Annotated in this window: 17 protein-coding genes and 1 pseudogene; 3 read left to right on the top strand and 15 right to left on the bottom strand. The window is 48.1% G+C overall.

The genetic code is table 11. From position 1 onward, the window contains the following. Positions 1-4: 4 nt before the first annotated feature. The 8 genes from cas1e to ACKWMY_RS00690 form a co-directional block, all read right to left on the bottom strand. The gene (gene cas1e / locus ACKWMY_RS00725; protein ID WP_409485743.1) at positions 5-880 is read right to left on the bottom strand and encodes a type I-E CRISPR-associated endonuclease Cas1e; all 876 of its coding nucleotides are present in this window, start codon (positions 878-880) and stop codon (positions 5-7) included. Further along, a complete protein-coding gene (cas5e, locus tag ACKWMY_RS00720; RefSeq protein WP_261445865.1) occupies positions 880-1,596 on the bottom strand; it encodes a type I-E CRISPR-associated protein Cas5/CasD in 717 nt (238 codons plus the stop codon). The genes cas1e and cas5e overlap by 1 nt, the downstream gene beginning before the upstream one ends. Positions 1,597-1,607: 11 nt before the next feature. Continuing rightward, on the bottom strand, positions 1,608-2,642 hold the full coding sequence (cas7e, locus tag ACKWMY_RS00715; protein WP_261445866.1) for a type I-E CRISPR-associated protein Cas7/Cse4/CasC: 1,035 nt from the start codon (positions 2,640-2,642) through the stop codon (positions 1,608-1,610). A gap of 31 nt (positions 2,643-2,673) precedes the next feature. Next, positions 2,674-3,321, bottom strand: a complete 648-nt coding sequence (gene cas6e, locus ACKWMY_RS00710; protein WP_261445867.1) for a type I-E CRISPR-associated protein Cas6/Cse3/CasE — start codon at positions 3,319-3,321, stop codon at positions 2,674-2,676. Then, positions 3,314-3,880 (bottom strand): type I-E CRISPR-associated protein Cse2/CasB, encoded by a 567-nt coding sequence (gene casB, locus ACKWMY_RS00705; protein WP_409485742.1) that lies wholly within the window; start codon positions 3,878-3,880, stop codon positions 3,314-3,316. The genes cas6e and casB overlap by 8 nt, the downstream gene beginning before the upstream one ends. 13 nt (positions 3,881-3,893) lie before the next feature. Beyond that, positions 3,894-5,417, bottom strand: coding sequence for a type I-E CRISPR-associated protein Cse1/CasA (gene casA, locus ACKWMY_RS00700; protein WP_409485741.1), 1,524 nt, complete (start codon positions 5,415-5,417; stop codon positions 3,894-3,896). 3 nt (positions 5,418-5,420) lie between these two features. Beyond that, positions 5,421-8,036, bottom strand: coding sequence for a CRISPR-associated helicase Cas3' (gene cas3, locus ACKWMY_RS00695; protein WP_409485740.1), 2,616 nt, complete (start codon positions 8,034-8,036; stop codon positions 5,421-5,423). 175 nt (positions 8,037-8,211) lie between these two features. Then, a complete protein-coding gene (locus ACKWMY_RS00690; RefSeq protein WP_261445871.1) occupies positions 8,212-9,048 on the bottom strand; it encodes a WYL domain-containing protein in 837 nt (278 codons plus the stop codon). Between the two features lie 230 nt (positions 9,049-9,278). Between ACKWMY_RS00690 and ACKWMY_RS00685 the strand changes: the two are divergent. The 3 genes and pseudogenes from ACKWMY_RS00685 to ACKWMY_RS00675 form a co-directional block, all read left to right on the top strand. Further along, positions 9,279-9,855: pseudogene (locus tag ACKWMY_RS00685) on the top strand (IS5 family transposase); the annotation flags it as partial. Positions 9,856-10,320: 465 nt separating this feature from the next. Further along, positions 10,321-10,785 (top strand): hypothetical protein, encoded by a 465-nt coding sequence (locus tag ACKWMY_RS00680; protein ID WP_309206147.1) that lies wholly within the window; start codon positions 10,321-10,323, stop codon positions 10,783-10,785. Between the two features lie 157 nt (positions 10,786-10,942). Beyond that, positions 10,943-11,131: a hypothetical protein gene (locus tag ACKWMY_RS00675; protein ID WP_409485739.1), complete on the top strand. Its 189-nt coding sequence runs from the start codon at positions 10,943-10,945 to the stop codon at positions 11,129-11,131. Positions 11,132-11,179: 48 nt separating this feature from the next. Here the strand turns inward: ACKWMY_RS00675 and ACKWMY_RS00670 are convergent, their stop codons facing one another. The 7 genes from ACKWMY_RS00670 to ACKWMY_RS00640 all read right to left on the bottom strand — a co-directional run bounded on the left by ACKWMY_RS00670 (position 11,180) and on the right by ACKWMY_RS00640 (position 19,179). Continuing rightward, positions 11,180-11,575 (bottom strand): DUF2280 domain-containing protein, encoded by a 396-nt coding sequence (locus ACKWMY_RS00670; RefSeq protein ID WP_409485738.1) that lies wholly within the window; start codon positions 11,573-11,575, stop codon positions 11,180-11,182. 155 nt (positions 11,576-11,730) lie between these two features. Then, a complete protein-coding gene (locus ACKWMY_RS00665; RefSeq protein WP_409485737.1) occupies positions 11,731-12,882 on the bottom strand; it encodes a helix-turn-helix domain-containing protein in 1,152 nt (383 codons plus the stop codon). A 654-nt stretch (positions 12,883-13,536) separates the two neighbouring features. After that, positions 13,537-13,725 (bottom strand): hypothetical protein, encoded by a 189-nt coding sequence (locus ACKWMY_RS00660; protein ID WP_409485736.1) that lies wholly within the window; start codon positions 13,723-13,725, stop codon positions 13,537-13,539. Between the two features lie 44 nt (positions 13,726-13,769). Further along, on the bottom strand, positions 13,770-14,357 hold the full coding sequence (locus ACKWMY_RS00655; protein WP_409485735.1) for a hypothetical protein: 588 nt from the start codon (positions 14,355-14,357) through the stop codon (positions 13,770-13,772). A 363-nt stretch (positions 14,358-14,720) separates the two neighbouring features. After that, entirely contained in the window at positions 14,721-16,685 is a 1,965-nt protein-coding gene (locus ACKWMY_RS00650; protein ID WP_409485807.1) for an injection protein, read from the bottom strand. 332 nt (positions 16,686-17,017) lie between these two features. Further along, positions 17,018-18,547, bottom strand: a complete 1,530-nt coding sequence (locus ACKWMY_RS00645; protein ID WP_409485734.1) for a phage DNA ejection protein — start codon at positions 18,545-18,547, stop codon at positions 17,018-17,020. Beyond that, positions 18,547-19,179 carry a DNA transfer protein gene (locus tag ACKWMY_RS00640; protein ID WP_409485806.1) on the bottom strand — a complete coding sequence of 211 codons (633 nt, stop codon included), beginning with the start codon at positions 19,177-19,179 and terminating at the stop codon, positions 18,547-18,549. Before ACKWMY_RS00640 ends, ACKWMY_RS00645 begins: the two co-directional genes overlap by 1 nt. Positions 19,180-19,212 lie beyond the last annotated feature (33 nt).

The raw sequence follows: 19,212 nt of genomic DNA, 5'->3' as shown, positions 1-19,212 counted from the left end.
CAAGTCATTTGCGAGTACGACGAGCATGTTTAACCCCCATCAACTCATTAACATCAGCTGTGATTTTATTAAGCAAATCAATGGCAATAACCCGCTTCCTAAATGCGTCAGAGACTTTGTGTTTATCATATCTGCCAGCCATTTCTCTAGAGAGGGAAAATGCCAGGTCAATACAAAGTTGTTCCTTATAAAGATCAGCTAAATCATACACAAGCGGTAATGGGCTACCAGAATGAATAAATCCAATATGGGGAGAATATCCCATGGAGTGGACAGCCGAACATAATATGCCATAAAGTGCCGCATTGGTGGCGGTTAACACCTGATTGGTCAAATCACTCAGTTGAAACTTGCCCGGTGTGAACTGGCGTCCTTTCCAGCCTACGCCGTACTCTTCAGCTTTTTGCTGATACAACGCTCGAACCCGATTACCTTCCATCCCCATCATGCTGTTTAAACTCTTACCATCCAGTTCAGCATCAGGAAAACGTTTTGCAAACATCGCCCTGGCGATCTTAAGAGAAGACTCAGCGCTGCAGGCAAGAGCCATCTGTAATTTAAGATTGCGTGTATCGGCGGTGGGAAGAAAACCTGCAGCATAAAACAGCAGGCTATCCTCTCCCACCCAGCACACAGAACAGTTTGCTGCGGCTGCCGTCTTAACCGCTTCATGAGTCACAGTGGTGCCAGGACCGAGTAATAATGTGTTGATGGTTGCGACAGGAATGGGCACCACATTGGCATCCGAGTCAACCCACTTAACGCTGCTGTCATCAATCTCCAGTCGGCCTCGCTCCAGATATAGAAAGGGATATTTGTCCTTGACCTGAGGCAATGATTCACGGGTCACTTTGACAAACAGTCGTTCTCCCTTAGCCATTAGCTGAACTCCAGCAACGTCACCCGTCGATCCCGATAACGCTTGTGTCGGCCGAACTCTACAGGGACATCGTTCAAGGTCACAATGTCGCCGTCACCTTCACCCTCAATAACTGCGTAGCTGAGCAACCGCTGTTTGTTATCTGCCAACGTCTGTGCTTGTTGCCAGGCAGTGTCTATGTCCTCAAATAATCCCTGATAAATGAGTTCGGTTGGTACACAGTTTTTGCGGCCTAGGTACAAATCCCACACCGGGTTTTGCAAAGCGTTAGATAACGGTTCTACTTGCGTCGAAGGTACCTCCAAAACCACAGCGAAAACCGAGTCCTGCAAGTAGTAGCGATAGGTCATTTTGGTACCCCCACCAACAGCCTTTTTTCCATCAGATGTTTTAGGTATCAACAAACTTTGCCAAGGGTCGCTGTCATCGTAACCACTACCAACCATCTGGAAATCGCGCAATACAGGCTCTCGCAGATATGGCTGACCTTTACTATCAGTACGGGTGTAGGACCGTACCTCCATGCTCATACCATTCATTTGTGCCAGCCATTCGACTTCGGGGCCACCAGCCCCGCGAGCGCAACAAAGCAGGCCCAGAATGCCTGAGCGCGTTGGGAAGTTCAGCGTGTCACGTACCCCAAACTTTGAGTCATGCCCCCAGGCCTGTAGCGGCCCTTCAAGCCACAAGAGCATATATTGGATAGATTTGCTCATCTTTATCTCCCTCACAGATGAGACTGTAGATCAGCAATCAGGCTATCGATGCTGTATTCAAGGTTATCACCCCATTCATAACCCCCTTGTTTGCCAAACAGCGAACCAGATAGCTTTTCTTTTTTGTCGAGCCAGGCGTTAAGTTCGTCTTTGCTCGGGCGGAAGAAACCTTCGCCTTTACTTTTTACTGGTTGTTCAAAAGATGCTTGCAGGCGTTGTCCTTTACGCACCAGTACGCGGGCGTATTCCCACGGGCACGCACCAGATTGTGTTGTTTGACGGGCATCTGGCACGGCGATATACAGCGCCTTTACAAAGGCATCTACAGCGGCCTTAAGGTCAGCGCCCTCTCCCAACGTCTGTTCCAGTTGTCCAAGATCAAGGCTCACATAACGGTAGTAAGTTGCTGAGTTGTATTCCAAACTGCCCATATGCGCAGAACCGCTTTCGTCTTCCGTTTTACAATCATCTATCGCCGTAAAAAACTCCACTTCGTTGGTCACTTTATGGGTTGAGATAGCATGTGCGAATGAGACTGCCGCTTCGACATTCATCTCCGGTGCCTTGGCGACCATGCGCCCAAACAGCGCAATATCGAGTGCATCAAGCGTTTTGTTAACGACTTTTTTGGACACTTTTACCAGCTCTTTGTCCTTCAGCTTCGATGCCTCAAAACCGTTTTCCTGTGCATAAGAGGCAAACGCTTTGGCTTCGGCATCACTTATAAATAACAACGTATCATCGGAAAAAAATGCGGCCATTACCTCACCACACTGAGTCGCCTGTGCTTCGCTGGCCCCTAACGCCAGGCACTCATTGGTCAGCATGGTCGCTATCTTTTTGCTGCGAACCCCCAGCCGAATACCAAAGTCGGGCATGGCAAGACGTACTTGACGTTTCCAGCATTGTGACGACACTCGTGCACGTGGCACGCCACCGATGATGGCTGACTTAGGGGCACCGACATCATCTCGGTTAAGACAGGTAACTGGGAAAGATTGCAGAATATGGAATTCAATGCGGGTATTTTTATATTGGTTAGTCATAATATTGTCCTTGTAAAAGATACTTTAAAAATCAATAAAATGGATTATCAATGATCGGCACTATTTGCAACAAGCCGCAGCCAAACGCGCGTCCCTTGCCAATACCATGTTTAAAACTGTTGTGAAATTGCTGCAGGTTGGTCACAGTGAATTGCCCCTGAATATGAGCTTTGCCAAGTGTTACCTGGCGACCGACTTTATCTTGGAATTGCAGCACTTCAATGGAATCTACCTGTAGGGTTTGGGGAGCCACCTCAAAACCCCAGCTATTGGCTGCACGCTGTAAAAACCATTGAGCGATATCACTACGACCCTTTACCGCGACACGTTTACCACTCTGTTTATCCTTGCGCACCGGATTCACCTGCACCTTGAAGCGATAGTTAGAGTTAGCCAAAAAGGCATCAGAGATTGGTTTGCTGATCACTTTGCCGTATTGCCCATCTACCTGTGTTGCCGGTTGCCGGTCTGAAACAATCAGCACTTTGCGGCTATAAAAGTCACCACCCTGATCGGCATAAACAATGCCACTTGCGATATGGCTCTGTTTTTCGGCTTCAGTTCGTTCATCAGTAAACAGGCTGTATACGACCCGGTGCAACGAATAGGCATCGGTCATTTTCAACGCTTTAACAGCTGCACGATCGAGGTGCAAGGCACTTGCAAATAGCTCAGTCATGTGTGGACTCCGTTGCTATTTCGTCCACCTCAGCGGTGCGACGATAGAACTCTTGCGCCCAACGAGCGCGAATCTGTTCCTGCCTGTTACCTGAGTACCACAGTAATTGTTCCAACAGTTGAACGAAATCAGGTGTCACACCACGGTTTGTCATCAGTGTGAGCAATGGCCGCAAAATACGACAAGCTTCACTCGTACTGGTACAGGCCAGCAGGCGGCGCAGGCGTGCCTTGGCCTGATCTGACTGGCTCCCCTCGTCAAAGCAGGCGGCAATCGCTGCTCCAAAAGGTAACTTGCCGTTGGCCGCGGGTTTAGCTTTTGCCAGGGCGGCACCCACGGTGCAATAGGGCAGCCGCTTCCACTCTTTTTCGAGATCAACGCCAAAATGAGCCAGTAACTCCCAGCTTTGATATTCGGTTGCGGGGTTGTCGGCACGTTTGAGCTGAGCGGCAAAACCGTTGTCCTTTTTGATACGATCAAGTACGTAGTTGACGAATCGTTCAGTTCTGGATTGTTTGCCAGGATTTTTGGGGGCCGTGTCTGCAGGGGTTTGAACCATATAGGTATTCTCCTTAGTCAGCGTTTAAATATTTAGAAAAATTGGGGCGAGTTTGAGCCCAGGCGTCCATTTGACGAGCACTGTCGTTTGGGCATACTTGGTCAAATACTTGAATAGCGTAAGCAGCGAAGGTTTTGCGCAGTTGAAGACGCTGTAGCCTAGCTTCTTCGGTCATGTCACAAGCGTTAATCAAAAACTGAGCCTGGCGCTCGCAGAGTTGCCAGAAGGTTCCGGTTGCTTTTTCAGCCTGACTTGCGACAAAGGGCTGAGCCTTGCCTGTACCTGATTTGTCAATATCAGATAGCTGACGGAAATAACGAACAACCGCTCCCCAAAGCAGTTTCTGGATAGCTTCGAGTTGTGTCATTTCATGTTTTAGGTATTCAAGAAACACACTCCCAAGCAAGCGAGATGATAACCATATTTCAGACTGAACGTAGTCGTCAGTACCGGATGCATATTGCTCTCCGGCATTACTGCTGACCCGTAAACCGCCTGACCAGAGAGCAAATTGGTCGGCACTGCGGGATACACGTTTCAATGTGCGTTTTAGTTGCAGGGTGTCAAAACCAGCCGCTTTGCTTTGCTCGACAAACTGCAATAACGAGGTTAGTTCTCGCCAAGGACGTTTACTAGGATTTACCCATAATGCTTTCGGTTTTTTCTGAGAAAAATCCACCGAAACCGTCGGGTCTGCCTTTCCTTCCAGATAACCTGCATGAGCAATACCATCGGTGTAGTGAATGCCGTCATCCGCCAAAAGGCAGAATTTACCCATTGGAATAAGTCGGCCAATCAGTGACTCTTTTAACGCTCGGGCAATGTCATCATCTTCCCCCGCGGGCATAAGTTCCCAAGGAGTGATTCCCAGAGTCGGATACATTGCCAATTCAGCAATATCCTCGTAGGTAAACAAATTCAGCCAAACACTGTGCGCAATAGCGTCACCCAACCAGAAAGAATGCAATAGCCCCATGTGGCCAACCGCAATACCGGCTTTGCCGCTGGCAGACTTCCCCTTGTCATTTTGTTTACCTTGATAACCAGCCGTTAATACCACCGAGTTATCGGTTTTCTTGCCACTGAGGCCAAATCCCATTTGGACGATAATGGTAATGGCTTTATCAGCATCATTGGCTTGCTGTTCTTGCTGGGTTTCCGTTAGTACCGTTGTGTTGCCAGTACTGATCTCTGGCGACAATACGCCCAGAGACTTGACTAGAGCGGCCCGAATAGCTGGCATCTGTAAAAACGGCCTTTCACCGTACAGATAAAATCGATCATGCCATTTATCAAGATAATTTAGACATTTATCCGCCATGCCCTGCCAGCCCATATATTTCCAGTCATCGTCATCATCAGGTGTTGCAGTCGACTGAGCGATAGCTAATAGCAGCTTGGTTATTGCAATTTTCTGCACCGGGTTACCACCTAAAGCACGTAATTGCGGGTTACTAAAGATCTCTTTCAGACTGACCCTGCCCACATCCACAACCGGTATCCAGGATTCATCAATCAAGTTAAAGCGGTTTTCCATCGTTTATTCCTTATTGGAAATGGCCCGGAAGCCAAGATCTTCTCGGTACTCAAGGAGGTATTTATCGCCAGCCGGGTAGCCGTCCAGAGTGAGCAACTCTCCCGAATTGTTGACGATGGCAACACGCAGCAAAGCTTCGTCGTCTTCTGGGCGGCCAAGATAAAACACCTCATCCAGGTGCAGTTTTTCCAGTTCATGTTTAGCGGTTTTGGGCGGGCAATAAGCCGGGCTGACTCGCACCAGTTGCTGGTTAAGTGCTACGGCCAGTTTCCGCCACTCCGCTTTGGTAAGGCGGTGGCGGTTATGAGGCAGGGTTAATTCGCCACCATCGAGTAAACGGATATAGGTTATGCCATCTTGTGAGCGTAAGCTGCGCAGTAACAACAGATCGTGAGTGTCCTGATCGCTATAGCGGGTTTCCGCTTTGTGCTCAGGTAATGTTTTCCCGCCTTTAGACAAAGTCAGTTTGGCTAGCGCTTGTTGGGCCTGCTCGCCAGTACGGAACCGGCTGCCGTTTTTCAATTCGTGTAACAGATTTGCCCATTGCGCGCTTTCAGTCCGCTCGGCATAGGTTTGATCGATTAAAGAGCGAATGCCCGATGGTAAGCGGACGGACTGCATGTCTTTCCAAACTTCAAGGCTACGGCACAATACATACGGCGAGTACACCATGGCGCTCAAGCCAAAGGCAGAGTTAGGATTTGCCAGTGCACACTCCAGTGTTGGGGCCAACAACCAGCATTCTGGTTTAGCACTGGAATGGCGAGGGGTATCTGCGTGCCGCCAAAGACGACCAAGACGCTGTAGCAACATATCGGTGGGGGCAAAGCGACTTACCAGAAAATCAGCGTCAATGTCGAGTGACTGCTCCAGTACCTGTGTACCGACCAGAATGCGCCCACAGTTTGCACGTTGGGGCCATCCTGCCCGACCATAGAGAGCTACCCAACGATCTTCGTTGATTGCCCGGTGTTGGGGGGTAAAACGCGAATGTAACAAGCCCGTTTCGCACCCCACCTGTGTGGCCCGGCTGGCGATATCAAGATACCGCTGTTGGGCTTCAGAAACTGTGTTTTCAATCCATAAGACCTGCTGGCCCTGAACTGCCCGTTTAAGTGCCTCTTCTAATGCTTGTTCATTTCGATCGTATGATTGAAGTATTACAGGAGGACTATCCACAGCGGTTACTCCCACCTCCACCAGCTTATTTTTTTTCGCCACTGCGGATACAGCCGTAATTAGTGGGTAGGCTGTGCTGGTTGTTGCCTGTTGTAATAGAGCTTCACGCCGTGCCTGGCTAAGGGTCGCGCTGAGAATTATCACGGTGCAGTCTATTTGTCGCAGAAAGGTTACGAGTTCGTTGAGAATAGTACCCGTATAGAGATCATAGCTGTGCACTTCATCCAGGATGACGACCTTGCCAGCCAAACCAAAGGCTCTGACAAAACCGTGTTTGACGTTCATAACAGCCATTAACGCCTGATCAATAGTGCCGACAGCGAATGGAGCCAGTAAACCGCGCTTATTTTGGTTGAACCATGAACCGCCAGGGCGGCCTTCTTCACCTATTTCAGTATCCAGCAACCAGGCACCGGAATGCAGCAACAAACCCCGTTTGGGGGTTTCTGCGCTAACGATTTGCTCCAGAAAAGCATTGAAGCGATCGTAAATCTTGTTGGAGGTTAATTGGGTTGGTAACGCAAAATAAATACCCGTTGCTTTTTCCTGCGACAATAACTGATAAGCGGCATATAAGGCCGCCTCAGTTTTTCCCATCCCCATATGAGCTTCGAGAATATAGACCCCTGGTCCTGATACCTGTTCAACAAAAAGAGACTGAGGTTCACGCAGTTGCATAGTGAGATTTACAGGATCAAAAACTTCAGTAAAAGACAGCCCGTTGTGAATGACAGGCTTGATAAAACCAGCATCATTCAAAGCTGTAGCGATATTTGGCCGCCAATCTTCGTCAGGGTTTTCAAAAAACTCGCCGGAGCCGATCCAGTCGGCGACTGAAGTCAACCCAGCGACGACACGGGCTTGAACTGCGGAGTCAAACTTTGGCCAATCGGCTTGCAGGTATTCTTTCAGCGCTGCTACCAGCTTTTTGCGTTCATCAAACCAGTTGGGGCCACCAAAGACGTCTGCATTGCCACGTTTATCATCAACCGATGGGGTAAAACCATGATGTTGACCAAGGATTTCGGCAACATATTTCGGTACTCCAATTTCTTCCGCTGTGGCCTGACTGACCCCGGCATGCCCTCCCCATTGTTTCTCAAGTTCGGGGTCTACTCCGTCCAACTCCGGCATTTTTGTGTAATCGATACCGCAGGCTGAGAGTATCTTTGCCACAAAAGTTGGACTGATTTTGCCGATATCATGGCTACCCGCAGCCATTTCACTCCCCGGCGGAAACAAACGGTCTCGCATTGGCTCAGGGAAACCAGATATCAGGTGGCGAGCAACTTCGCCAACAATCTGGCAGTGACACGGTACTGAACGACCTTGAACTACGGTTACATCGCTAAGCGCCCAAGTTTTAGCCGGGCAACTTTCGAAGTGAAGCGCAGGTACTATATTATTGGTTTGCGAAGTTTTTTTTGTTAAGCGTCTCATTATCAATCATCCTTGATCAAAACAGTTTATCCACTAGGCGTTAAATAGATTTGACAGGACATAACCAAATCAGGTCTTTCATAGGAATGAGAGCTTGCTGCTTACAAAGAAACTTCACAATACTGTACAAAACTTCAGGTTAACTGAGATTACTAACTTATTACTTATGCACTCACTAACTGTTAAAAAGCCATTGCTTGATGTCATCTCTGTTTACCAACACCAGTTGTTGAGCTTCAGGTTTTCCATCAAGATATTTAGTATTTACCTGTAATTCTCTTAACAAATAATCAACAAGGGCCGCACGGGTTTTTATGCAAAGCTTTTTATTCTTCATCTGATAATCGTTCGCAAGAACATCTTGTTGGACGGGGCTTAACCGTGGATCAGGTGATAAAACTAACGTGACATAAGTTTGCCAGGCTTCATCTTCAACAATAGAATGAGGTGATAAGCCTTCAATCTCTGCATTTTCTCTGAAGCGACTTAGCACAAGGTCACGAAATCCTTGCGATTTTTCACAATACCCTCGCACATGGAAGCGGCTTCCCGCTTTGATAATGCTGTGTGGGCTAAAAATTCGCCCTTCATTTTCAGGATGAGATAGCGAGATATAGTTCACTTCTATCCGTAAATTTTGATGAATAGCTTTCATCAACGTAGCTATTACTTGACGGGATATTCTGCGCTCAGGTAATTCAAGCCGAGTTGCACAGGAATTGGGTAATCGGGGAGCCAGTACAAAATAGCCAGTTTCGATCCAAGCAAGAAAATCATCTAACCCACCATGAAAATATTGTAGCTGCTTGTCATCAGCAAAAACATAATGTGCTTTATTTAACTTGATGAGATGATTGGGGTGCATATTTTGATACTGAACAAAGTCTTTATATACCTGTTGTCGTGTTATGCCGAACTGGTTTTCAAGGTCTTTATTACGAACTTCTCCCATCCAAAAGGCCAACATCTCCAGAAATGCAAATCGTTCATGAGCTAGCTTTGTACTACTCATATGCCCTCCATAGAATATTGGACCTCATATAGGATCACCTGCAACATAACTGATTACTATGGCTTTGTGAATAATTACCTATTCCAATAGGATTTTTTACACGCAATGAACCCACAGGCAAAGTGCACTTAGGCTCTATCCCTCAATTAAAAATGGTATGCTAATCACCTAGCTTTCATACAGTTATCGTCATGGCTCGCTACGATCTTCCTGATGCTACATAGGCACTCATCCTGCCATTATTACCTCCAGAACGCTCTCTGCACCCTAGGCATCCCTATATTGGAAACCGCAAAGTCATCAATGGCATGTTTTGGGGGCTGTGCTCTGGGGCTCCCTAGCGTGATCTACCCGAACTCTATGGATCATGGAAAACCGTCTACAACCGTTTCAACCAGTGTGCAAAAAAAAGCATCATTATTTCTATATTCAATAAGTTACTTTGCATTTTTGATGAGTATAAGTTGCTCGACTGGTCTGCTATATCTCTGGATGGTAGCAATATTCGTGCAATACGTTTTGCTGTCGATGCCCAAAAAAACATCCCGATATAACCAGTACTCATGGGCTGGGTATGGCACAAAAATCCATCTGGCAGCAGACGGAAATAGTCTCCCTTTAAATACCGCGCTGAATGCGAGTCAAGCTCATGAAAGTCAGTTTGCGTTACGGCTATAAGATGGCATCGGCGTTCTTAGAAAAAATGGTTTTATGAAGCATCGAGGCTAGGCAGTTCTTGCTGATAAAGCTTATTCAAACAAGGTATTACGTAGTGACTTAAAACTGAGTGGTATCACACCAGCCGTTACATAAATTTTATCGCTTGTAACTGCCGTTGACCAATTTATCGTAAGCTATTGATTTTAATCCCTACAGGAGTCGATTTAAAATAATAATAAAATGATTTATATGAATATTTTTATATTCAATTTCATATCATACCCCCAATTATACCCCCAAATGTTTTTGTGCCGCCTAGATTGCTCACTTTTCACCCTACGGCTACCGCTGGTTGAAACCTGAGTACCTTGAACAGAGATCCGGCCAGAGGACATATTTGTCCTCTGGTACAATCCGCTTTAAGAAGTTCCCAGCCATAAGAATGATTAGCCGAACAATAAATCTACCTTGTCATCCGCGAGTCTCAACACCACACCATTTGCGTTTAGCACCTCGATATATCTATAGCAAGATGTGTAACACTTGACCCACGTTATTATCCCGTTTTATAACCCTATGATACTTTTACCTCTGATACGGATAGCTAACGATATGAACTATAAATGCTTTGCGTTTTCCCTTCTCATAAGCCTGCCCGCGATAGCAGCAGAGCCCTCTCTTATCGTGTGTCAGCCACAAAATGAAAATGACCAAACCGCCACCGGCATTTGGCCTTCTCCTTACTTATCACAGGATAAGCTATGTTTTGACATGCGAGTCGCCTCAGGTAATTCATGTGTTAGCAGCGGCCAATCCACTACCTGGTTTGTCGAAGCTGTAATTGTAGACATCAACGGCGAACCACAGGGCCGGGATGATACTTGGTTCCGAGTCATACGCCCGTCCATCACCGACAAAGTAATTGAGTACAAGATAGAAGGATCAAGGGATAAGAAAACTTGGGGGTTAGTGTCAAATGTGTCAATCAATCGACTTTCAGGACAGGCTGTAGATTGGCTTATTGGCGAGCATGGAGGAACTGCCTACAAGTGCCATCTGGAAGGGCGAAAAATCTGATATCGGTTGAAATCGAATGAACCACTATCTGGTAGCCATTATGATAACCAGCCGCGTCGGTCACCGTTAACCGATTCCGCCGCTGAAATATTATCCACAGCACTTTTTTGTCCTCTGGTACATACGGGATTATCCCGCATCTGGAGCGGTTGCCTTTGTGGCTCGATTACCTCGCATGGCACTACCGGAATCTTTTTCCGGTATCCGCTCAGGTAGTACCTATCTGGTGGATACCAAAGTGGATACCCGGCGCAAGATACCAGGTACGCAATTCAAAACAACCTTTTCGGTGCGTACCGGTCTGCGTACTTCTGCTTTGCGTACCGTGGTTACCAATCTGAAATAGTTTTTTCGGTGGATACCTGAGTGGATACCTCCCGTTTGGATACCAGTTTCACCTCCTGGAACGCCCTCGCTTTTGTTGGTTGGTAAAAGCACCCCCGACCTCTTTAGCCGCCTGTTCTATAAGCTGTGCCGCCATACCGTAGTTCTTCGCACTTTCGGCCTGCGCAACCATCCGATCAAGTGACCGCAACCGGCAGGCCTTATGGGCTATTGGAATATCAGCGATTTCATTCTGGAGTCGTTCGCGGGTGAAGTGGAAAAGCTCAATCCACTTCTGGCCCAACTTCTTACCATTGGCTTTATTGGGGTCGTGCGATTCCACCTGCTGGCGCGTTATGTTCAGGTTGAATTCTGCCTGTACGGCCTTGACCACTTGAGTCGGCGTATCAAAACAGGCCAGCGCCTGAACAATGAAAGCCTTAACCTCTGTTGGTAACGTTGCCATTGCCCGTGATCCTGTCATACCCTGTCAAAAGTTTAAGCTGATTTAAGCACGCGCCCTATGCTTGGTTCGCGCTCTGTAACCGCCTTTTCGGTACGAACCTGCTTGTGTACCTTTCTTCTGCGAACCATGCCGTAAGCTTCCAATCCTGTTAGTGTTTAGTCGTCGTTGCCGCTTAATGCAGAGTGGTTCAATTGATTGAGGTCTACAATCCCCTTCTCCATTACTTTGCCAGAAACGCTAAATAAGTGTTCGAACAATATTGGATTAGGAATTTCGTTAGCAAAGATACGCACATAAAGAACATAATTTCCTGGGCCTGATGGAAGTATTGCCAAATCCTCCTCAGTACGAATCGTTTGGCCTGGCCGTACAGTGCCCAACGTAGCGTGTACTACAGGCTCGCTACCTTGTTCATCTACGCGCATTTGTCGTTTTGCATGTTCTAGAAAAGAAGATATACCATCTAAGCGTAATTCCGAATCTGGTTCCTGGGGTAGATCGTCAGCTCGCAGTAACGACATAGATCCCCCCTCTGCACAGCAGCATGTGATTTCCAAGTACACATCTCTAAGAGAAAAATCTGACTGGTTGGAAAGAGACAGCCTCACTTGTATTAACCGTTTACTACTAGAATGGTACCTTGCGCAGTCACGCCAATAATCTCTATTCACAATTTGACCGACACTAAACATCCCACTATTTCTTTGCTCAAAATCGGGCAAATCATCTGGAAAATTTAGAAAACTCTTTTCGAAGGCATATGGCAAGAGCTGGTTTTCTGCGGTTTGAAACACGAGCGTTACTTGAGCATCCCCTCTTGCCAAATTGGCCGCCCCCATCATCGCAATCTCTCTTGGAGAAGCTATTCCTGTAGAGCTTCCCCTACGTACATAAACCGTATCCTTGCTTAATTTACCGAAGTCCCTCTTTAGGTAGAACGGTCGTTGTTGTTTCGGAATGGAGATCACAGCGATATGTTTGCCATCAAAAAGCCGCTCTTCGTATCGAAAAGTCAACTTAGTCTCTAGTTTTCCGTTAACAAACTCCTGAAGCCGCGAATCGTCAATAACTCCTTCTTTGGATAACCCTACGACCTCTGCTGGATGCGGTGGATTTTCCTTGAAGCCCATCAAGATATAGGCGGTGCCTTCCCTGTGTGTGTTTGCCAATGCTAGGATATCCTTCAGCATTTCTGATTTTTCTTCGTCGCCAACCTTCCTGGAAAAATTGTAACGCTCTGATTTATAGTCCAAATCAGAACCTTCACCTCTATAACGTAACTCTTCAAGCAAGGCTTCGGAAAGCATTTGTGTCCTCCTTTTCAAATTATCATGACTAGAAGCTTATACAGAATGAATCGTGATTCCACCGTTTGAAAGCGTTTTTTCCCTGACATTTATCTATATAAGCAAAAGTATGTTGGTTCAGTCGGTTCAGTTGGTTCAATCTGTAAACATGATTGTTTTATATGGTTTTATTTTCTAAAAGTGAACCAACAAAAGGCCATTTTGAACCAACAAACGGATTTTTTCTGTTGGTTCAGTGCCGATCTTCATGCTGGAGCAGTGTCTATCTTGTTGTGATCTTGTTGTGGTTCTGCGCTTACACCCACTATCCTGCAATTCATATACCGAACCTATGGCCTTGCCGTAATCTTGCCGTCTTTCACGCCGGGGAAGACAATCCACCTCATCAGCCTTCATCTCAGACCGCAGAAATTGCGCACTTTACCGGTACATTTCGGTACAGCCTACGCAACAGTTTTGCGTAGAGCGGAAATAGTGAAACCTTACCATGTGGGGCCTTCGCCCTATTTACTTGAGAATTACTGTGCAGTTTCTTTTGCGCAGTAACCGGTTTCGTTTCTGCGCAGTTACAGCGTAGAAAATCGTTAGCTTGTTCGCGCTCTGATTTGGCCTTTTCAGTGCGAATCTCTCTTCTGTGAGCATTAGCCCAAGCAGTTATCGGCGGGGTGCTGGCTTCTTCCACTGGTAAGCTGGTGCGTTCATGCGCTGCCGGTGGCGCTCCTTGGCCGCCAGTGATACCGCTACATTAGTGCGGATATCCAGCAGATCTTTGCCATTCAGTGTAAAACCTTGCTGGCGTGCTGCGCTGATTAGCACCTGTTCTATGGTTTGGCGGTTTAACATGGCATTGACTCCAGTTGGTAAGGGATATAGTACTTTGGCCGATTTTACGCTCGGTTAGCCTTGCGATACACACCACTCGCTAAGCGTTCGACAACCGGCATGAATGCGTGCCAATAGCTTTCCTCCAACCGGAGTAACTGACCGCGTTTACGCTCAAACGTTTCCCATCTCATACCTTTGGGTTTGGCGAATTGAAAAGGCGCTTTGGCCAGGTTCATTAGGTCCGGTGTGTCATAGCCCCAGATGGCAAGACGCTTGCTTCTGATTAACCGGCGCATTCTGGCTAATGTATCCTCGCTCTGGCTGGCATAGTGAAGCCCCCAGCACTTACGACAGGCAATATCTTTACGCCCGATATGGAGCTTTGCGCATCGCTGGTGGCAGTGTGGGCATAGGTACCAATGGCGCATACCGTAACCTGCTTGGGTAGTTGTCAGTGATAGCGTGAACGAATACCCATTAATGGTGGCCGTGTACCCGTTGCCATTTCTGGTGATCCACAGCGTCCCGCTTTCAGTGGTGTAGGTGGCGTAGCCGCCTGGCACATTTGCCAAATCTCGGCGCATATTCCCCAGGAACGCTAAACCGATGCGGGGGAGTGCGTTTGTATAGTTCCTGGTGTGCTCTCTCATCTGCGCGATTTCCTGATTTTTGAATACGAAATAATATGTGTTTTACACATAATGCATGGTGGTTATCAGGTACAAACTCCGGCAGGTAGATTGTCTAACCTTCAATGCTTGGTTATGCTGCTTTCTGTTGCGTCAAGTTGGCGCTATGGTGCCAAAAACATAGGAGTTGGTTGTGCTGATTCTAATTATTTCCGCGTTATGCATTGCATGTTGCGCTCTTTATGCGGAGACAGTAGCTCTTAAGAAGCGTGTCAAAGCTCTCGAAGACCTTGAGCCATACCAGCTATCCAAGAAAGTTGCCGAACTCGAAAAAAGAGTTGAAAATTCATCACAGAGAAACGAGTAGCCATCCTTGGCTTTTACCTATCTATTTTCTGCTTGAGTATTGACGCTTAAAGCTCTGGTTACCGCTTCAATGTTCTTTTCATATGCAGTGCTTCCGCGTGGCGTGTTAGCCAATCTCAGAAGGGCATTACGAGCGATTTGGGACTCGTAGGCCCTACCAGAAAGACCAACACCAGCGGCTCCAGCCGCCACCTTTGCTGCTACAGGATTGGCATATGAAGCTAAAGCAGCGGCCAAGGCTGTAGGGCTGGCGAATATTTGCCCTGTCAAAGGGCTCGCGGCAGCTTTTGCTGCCTCCCTTGTCGAGTCGAGATATCTAACCACCCCCTCAAGGCGTCGACCATGCTCACCACGGAAAAAAGTATCGGCCTGCTTCCTTGTTCGGTGTAATTCATTGATAAACTTCTCAACGCTTACGTTGCCCGATGCGTCAGTCGCCTTATTAACCGCATTTTGCACAAGCCCAGCTCTCGCGTTCTGCCGTCCATTATCATCAAGAAGCCGGAATAATTGTGAGCGATCCGCAGCTTTCTGGCTGAATATCAGCTTAGAGACATCCTCGGGATTCACCCTACCAGTTTGTATGGCTTTTTGAACCCGTGTGTTACTCATCATGTCATTAAACCTGGCCCATGAGCGATCTGCGCGATAAAGCTTGTTGGCCTCTTCCGGACCTAATTTCTTACTAACCGCTTTGGCCATATCCTGAGTGTAGGCCTTGTAAATCGGCTCCAGTGCCTTCTCAAGGACATCTCGATCAACTTCATCAGGTGCGGCCATAAACCGCTTCCTAAGGTCAGTGCGGTTATCGCGAGCAAGCCTTAAATTATTAGCTCCGCTGGTAATATCATCCTTGTACTGCTGGAGCACCTTAACCGCTGAACGGTCTTGCGATGCCCCAGGCCGGGTTAGTCTGGCTATCTGGTTATCAATGGCTTTTGCAGTTCCACTAATATCTACCGGAGTATCTCCCATGGCATTAATTACGCGATCATAACGTTGCCCAGCTGCTTTGATAAACTGCTGCTTCCCCGCGCTGGCCGATCTGTACAGGGCATCGTCTGAAATCCCGCCAACCTCATCGCTAAAAGTCTTTACAAGGTTTTCTCGGGCCTCTTGCTGAGTCCTCCTCTGCCCCCCAGTTCCAGCATACGGGATCCTTTCGGCAAGCGTTCTAACCTGTTGCCCTACGTTTGTTTTTGGTGGCAATACATCAGTTGTCATCAGGGGTAGGTTATTTTGTTCAGCAAACCTAATTGCTTGCTCCGCTTCGGGTGTCATCGTTCCGCGGGTAGCACGAGCAACGGCACTGATGCCCCGCTCTGCTGCTTTCCCTGCTATACCGATGCCACCAGATATCCCCACTTGCAATGGGTCAATTTTATCTCCGCCTGCCGCTTGAGTCGCCCCCTGTAAGGCAACATCCGTTGCGGCTGACTTGGCCCCCGCCCCAAGAATTGTAGCCCCTCGAGCTGCCGGGGTGAAAGCCACAGCATTTGCCAAAAATGAGGTTACGTCCTGAGGAGAAACGCCTGGTTTGTTTAATGCATAGTCACCAGATGGCAGGGATACTACAACATTGCCTTTTGAGTCCTGACTAAGCCGCCCTCCCATGCTTTGTAATATCTTCATCTGTGAAGCATCAGAACCAAAAAGCTGACCTATGCCAGCCTTGAGGGCATTCATTGACCATTCATTAAGTTCAGGGGCAGCACCAACATTCTTAAGCCCTTCAAGTTCAGGCGTCATTTGACTATCACCAGTTACGGCTTCTATTACACGCTCCCTAAAGCCTTTTGCTGCCTGGGTATCCGCTTCACGACTCTGCGCAAGGGTTGCGTTAGTGTTCGCCATGCCCTGAGCATAAGGGCTGAGTGGTTGCTGCTGGTGGGTTGTCTGCGATTGTTCTGGCAAGTACTCATCTGCCTGCTGATTGTGCAGGCTTTCAGCGTAGGCTGTAGCTGCTTCTGGCGAACTGAACATGCCTAGGTGCTTTCCTGTTCGCATGAAATTATCGATAGCTTCATCATCAGACATGATCCTACCGTCGTCGCTGACAGTCGGGATTAATACCTCGCGCCCATCAATGTTCGTGGACATACTGCGCACAGTGCTAATACTGCCATCGGCGTTTTTAACAACAGGCCGGTTATGGATATCGATATTTCCTGGTTCGATCATACCTGAAGAAGGCTGCGCGGATTGCTGTCCACCTTGAGCCTGGATCATCTGCGCAATTCTCGTAGCCCCTTCTGTATCCCCAGCTGCGTCAGCGTTACGCAAGGCTGTCATGAGTTGCTCGCGGTCGTATGCCACTATTTACCCCCAAGGTATTTGCTAACCAGATCATCATCGGATAACTGCTGTTGCTGAGCTTGCGCTGCTTTTTGGGCCTGCTCTTGGGTTTGTCCGTATTGGCGTTTAGGCTGATACGTAGGAAGGGATCCACTTGAATCGGCTACAGTTGCAGGAGCCTCGGTATTGTCTGCAGCTGATGAGACAGTAAGGGCATCGTAGGCGCGGCCAGAAGCCCCACGGAGTGCCTTAAATTGGTTCTCCATCAAGTGCCTCTTGGTTTTAATCGTACCGTCAGCATCACCTATCTGAGGGAAATACCTTTTGTAATAACTTTTCTGTTCCTCCAGTGGAATAGCTGCCCCTGATTCCTGCCTCAATATGGCAGCTATTGAATCACCAGCATATGAAACGTATTGCTGCTCGGGGCCCGATAGATTCAAGTTGCCGATACTTCCATCACCCAAGGCAGTATTAATCACTGCGATGCGCTTTGGGTCTACCTTTAGGGTATCCATTGAATCCAGATTATTACGAACTCGGTAAGCGAACCCTGCCGCTTTCTTTGCTCCCTCTGGAGCTTTTTCCATGATAGCTTGCGCTTGGGGCAGACTTATTGGCTTTATACCATCCGCGCTAATTGGTTGAAGTAGTTTCCCTGCCTCCTCAGAGCCATCCGTATAATATTTGGTAATCGTACCGTCATCGTTCTTTTCAACCTTCATCAGTTTTTTGGCGTTGGTATTAATACCAGCAGCGGCTGCGAATGCCGCCGCGCCGTCAGGATCTGATTTAAGCATCTGTGCATACTGCGAGTAGTTCTGCATGGCGGCTGTTGGTGCATAAGCTGACCTGATGGAGTTCTCACGACTCACCGCAATTTGCTGTGCCTGCAAACCTTCGCCAGCCTGGTTATGCCGAGAAGTCTCCGCCAGTTGTCCACGATCTATTTCACGCCCTTGCTGCTTATCGACGATATCGAAGTACTTATCGCCGCTACCGGCCAATCCGAGAGTATCGAATAGCTGCGCTGCGCCTTGTGGGTTCTCCACTCCCATTTGTGCCAGAACGTTTGGATTGGCTCCAACCCGTGATAGCTCTGCCGCATTCTGGCTTACAAATTGTGTGTATGCTTCCGGCCCCTGAGCCAACGCAAATCGCAGCTTAGCGGCCTGATTTGTCATATCAGTACGCTGCCCCTCATCAAGTCCCGCTACCGCCTGTTGCGCCTGAGCAACGAATGCAGGATTAGAAGCGGCAAACTTTCTCAGCCCACTTGTATCACCTGAATTCCATGCGTCAGCATGCGCCTTGTTAAACTCACTCAAGGCTTGCTGCTGCTGTTGTTCCTTGTATTGCTGAGACAGTCCAGCAAGTCCCTGCAAACCTTGAAGGGCAACATTATTACCGCCAGCACGAGCAAACTCATTGTTATCGCGGATAAGTCCGAGCGTGGCGTTAATATCGCCTGCCTGAGGGGCGTTTTGGTTATTGCCGCCCATTCCAGCAAGGAATCCACCGGCATTGATACCCTGTTCCCATGTTGCCATTAGAATAAACTCCCAAGCACACCTAACCCTCCGCCAATGGCGGCACCCCATGGCCCACCAATCGCCATACCCGCACTAGCACCACCGAGACCACCAGTGATTGCGGATTGCAAGCCTGATGGCTTATTGGCATTAGCTGCGGCTAATGAAGCCTGCTGTTGGTACAGTTGCCCAGTATTGTTTGCATATGTCTGCCCTGCATTCGCTTGGCCCTGCAATGCGCCAAGACCGATATTGGCCAAATTCTGATAATTGTTCATCTGACCAGATAGCCAGTTTTGCCCCAATTGTGGAGTGATGAAGGCTAGGCCGTTTGACGTTGCGGTACTACCCAACCCACCAGTAGCCTCGGCTCCAGCCAATTGCTGGTAGCGCGCCTGGTTAGCGAGTCCCTTGAATTGTCCGGAATTGTAGTAATCGTTTAGCGCTGATTCTTGCCCGCCCAGCGTAGATAGTCCCTGCAACTGCCCAACATACTGCTGAGCCATGGGCGTAAATGGGGCCAGATTGTTCATCACCGTTTGCCATTGGTCACGCTGCAGATCTGTTGAGCGGTTTAATGCGTCAGCCTGAGCACCAGCGCCGTTATCACCACCACCTTTACCGCCCTTCCGCATTCTGCTTTCTTTCATCCGCTTGGAGTTCCCACAGCGGGTATTTTCAAA

Origin of the sequence: Serratia sp. J2 (genome assembly GCF_046269175.1) — a bacterium.
Classification (GTDB): domain Bacteria; phylum Pseudomonadota; class Gammaproteobacteria; order Enterobacterales; family Enterobacteriaceae; genus Chania; species Chania fonticola_C.
The sequence above is the reverse complement of the archived record's forward strand: the minus strand, read 5'-3'. Positions and strand labels throughout refer to the sequence as shown.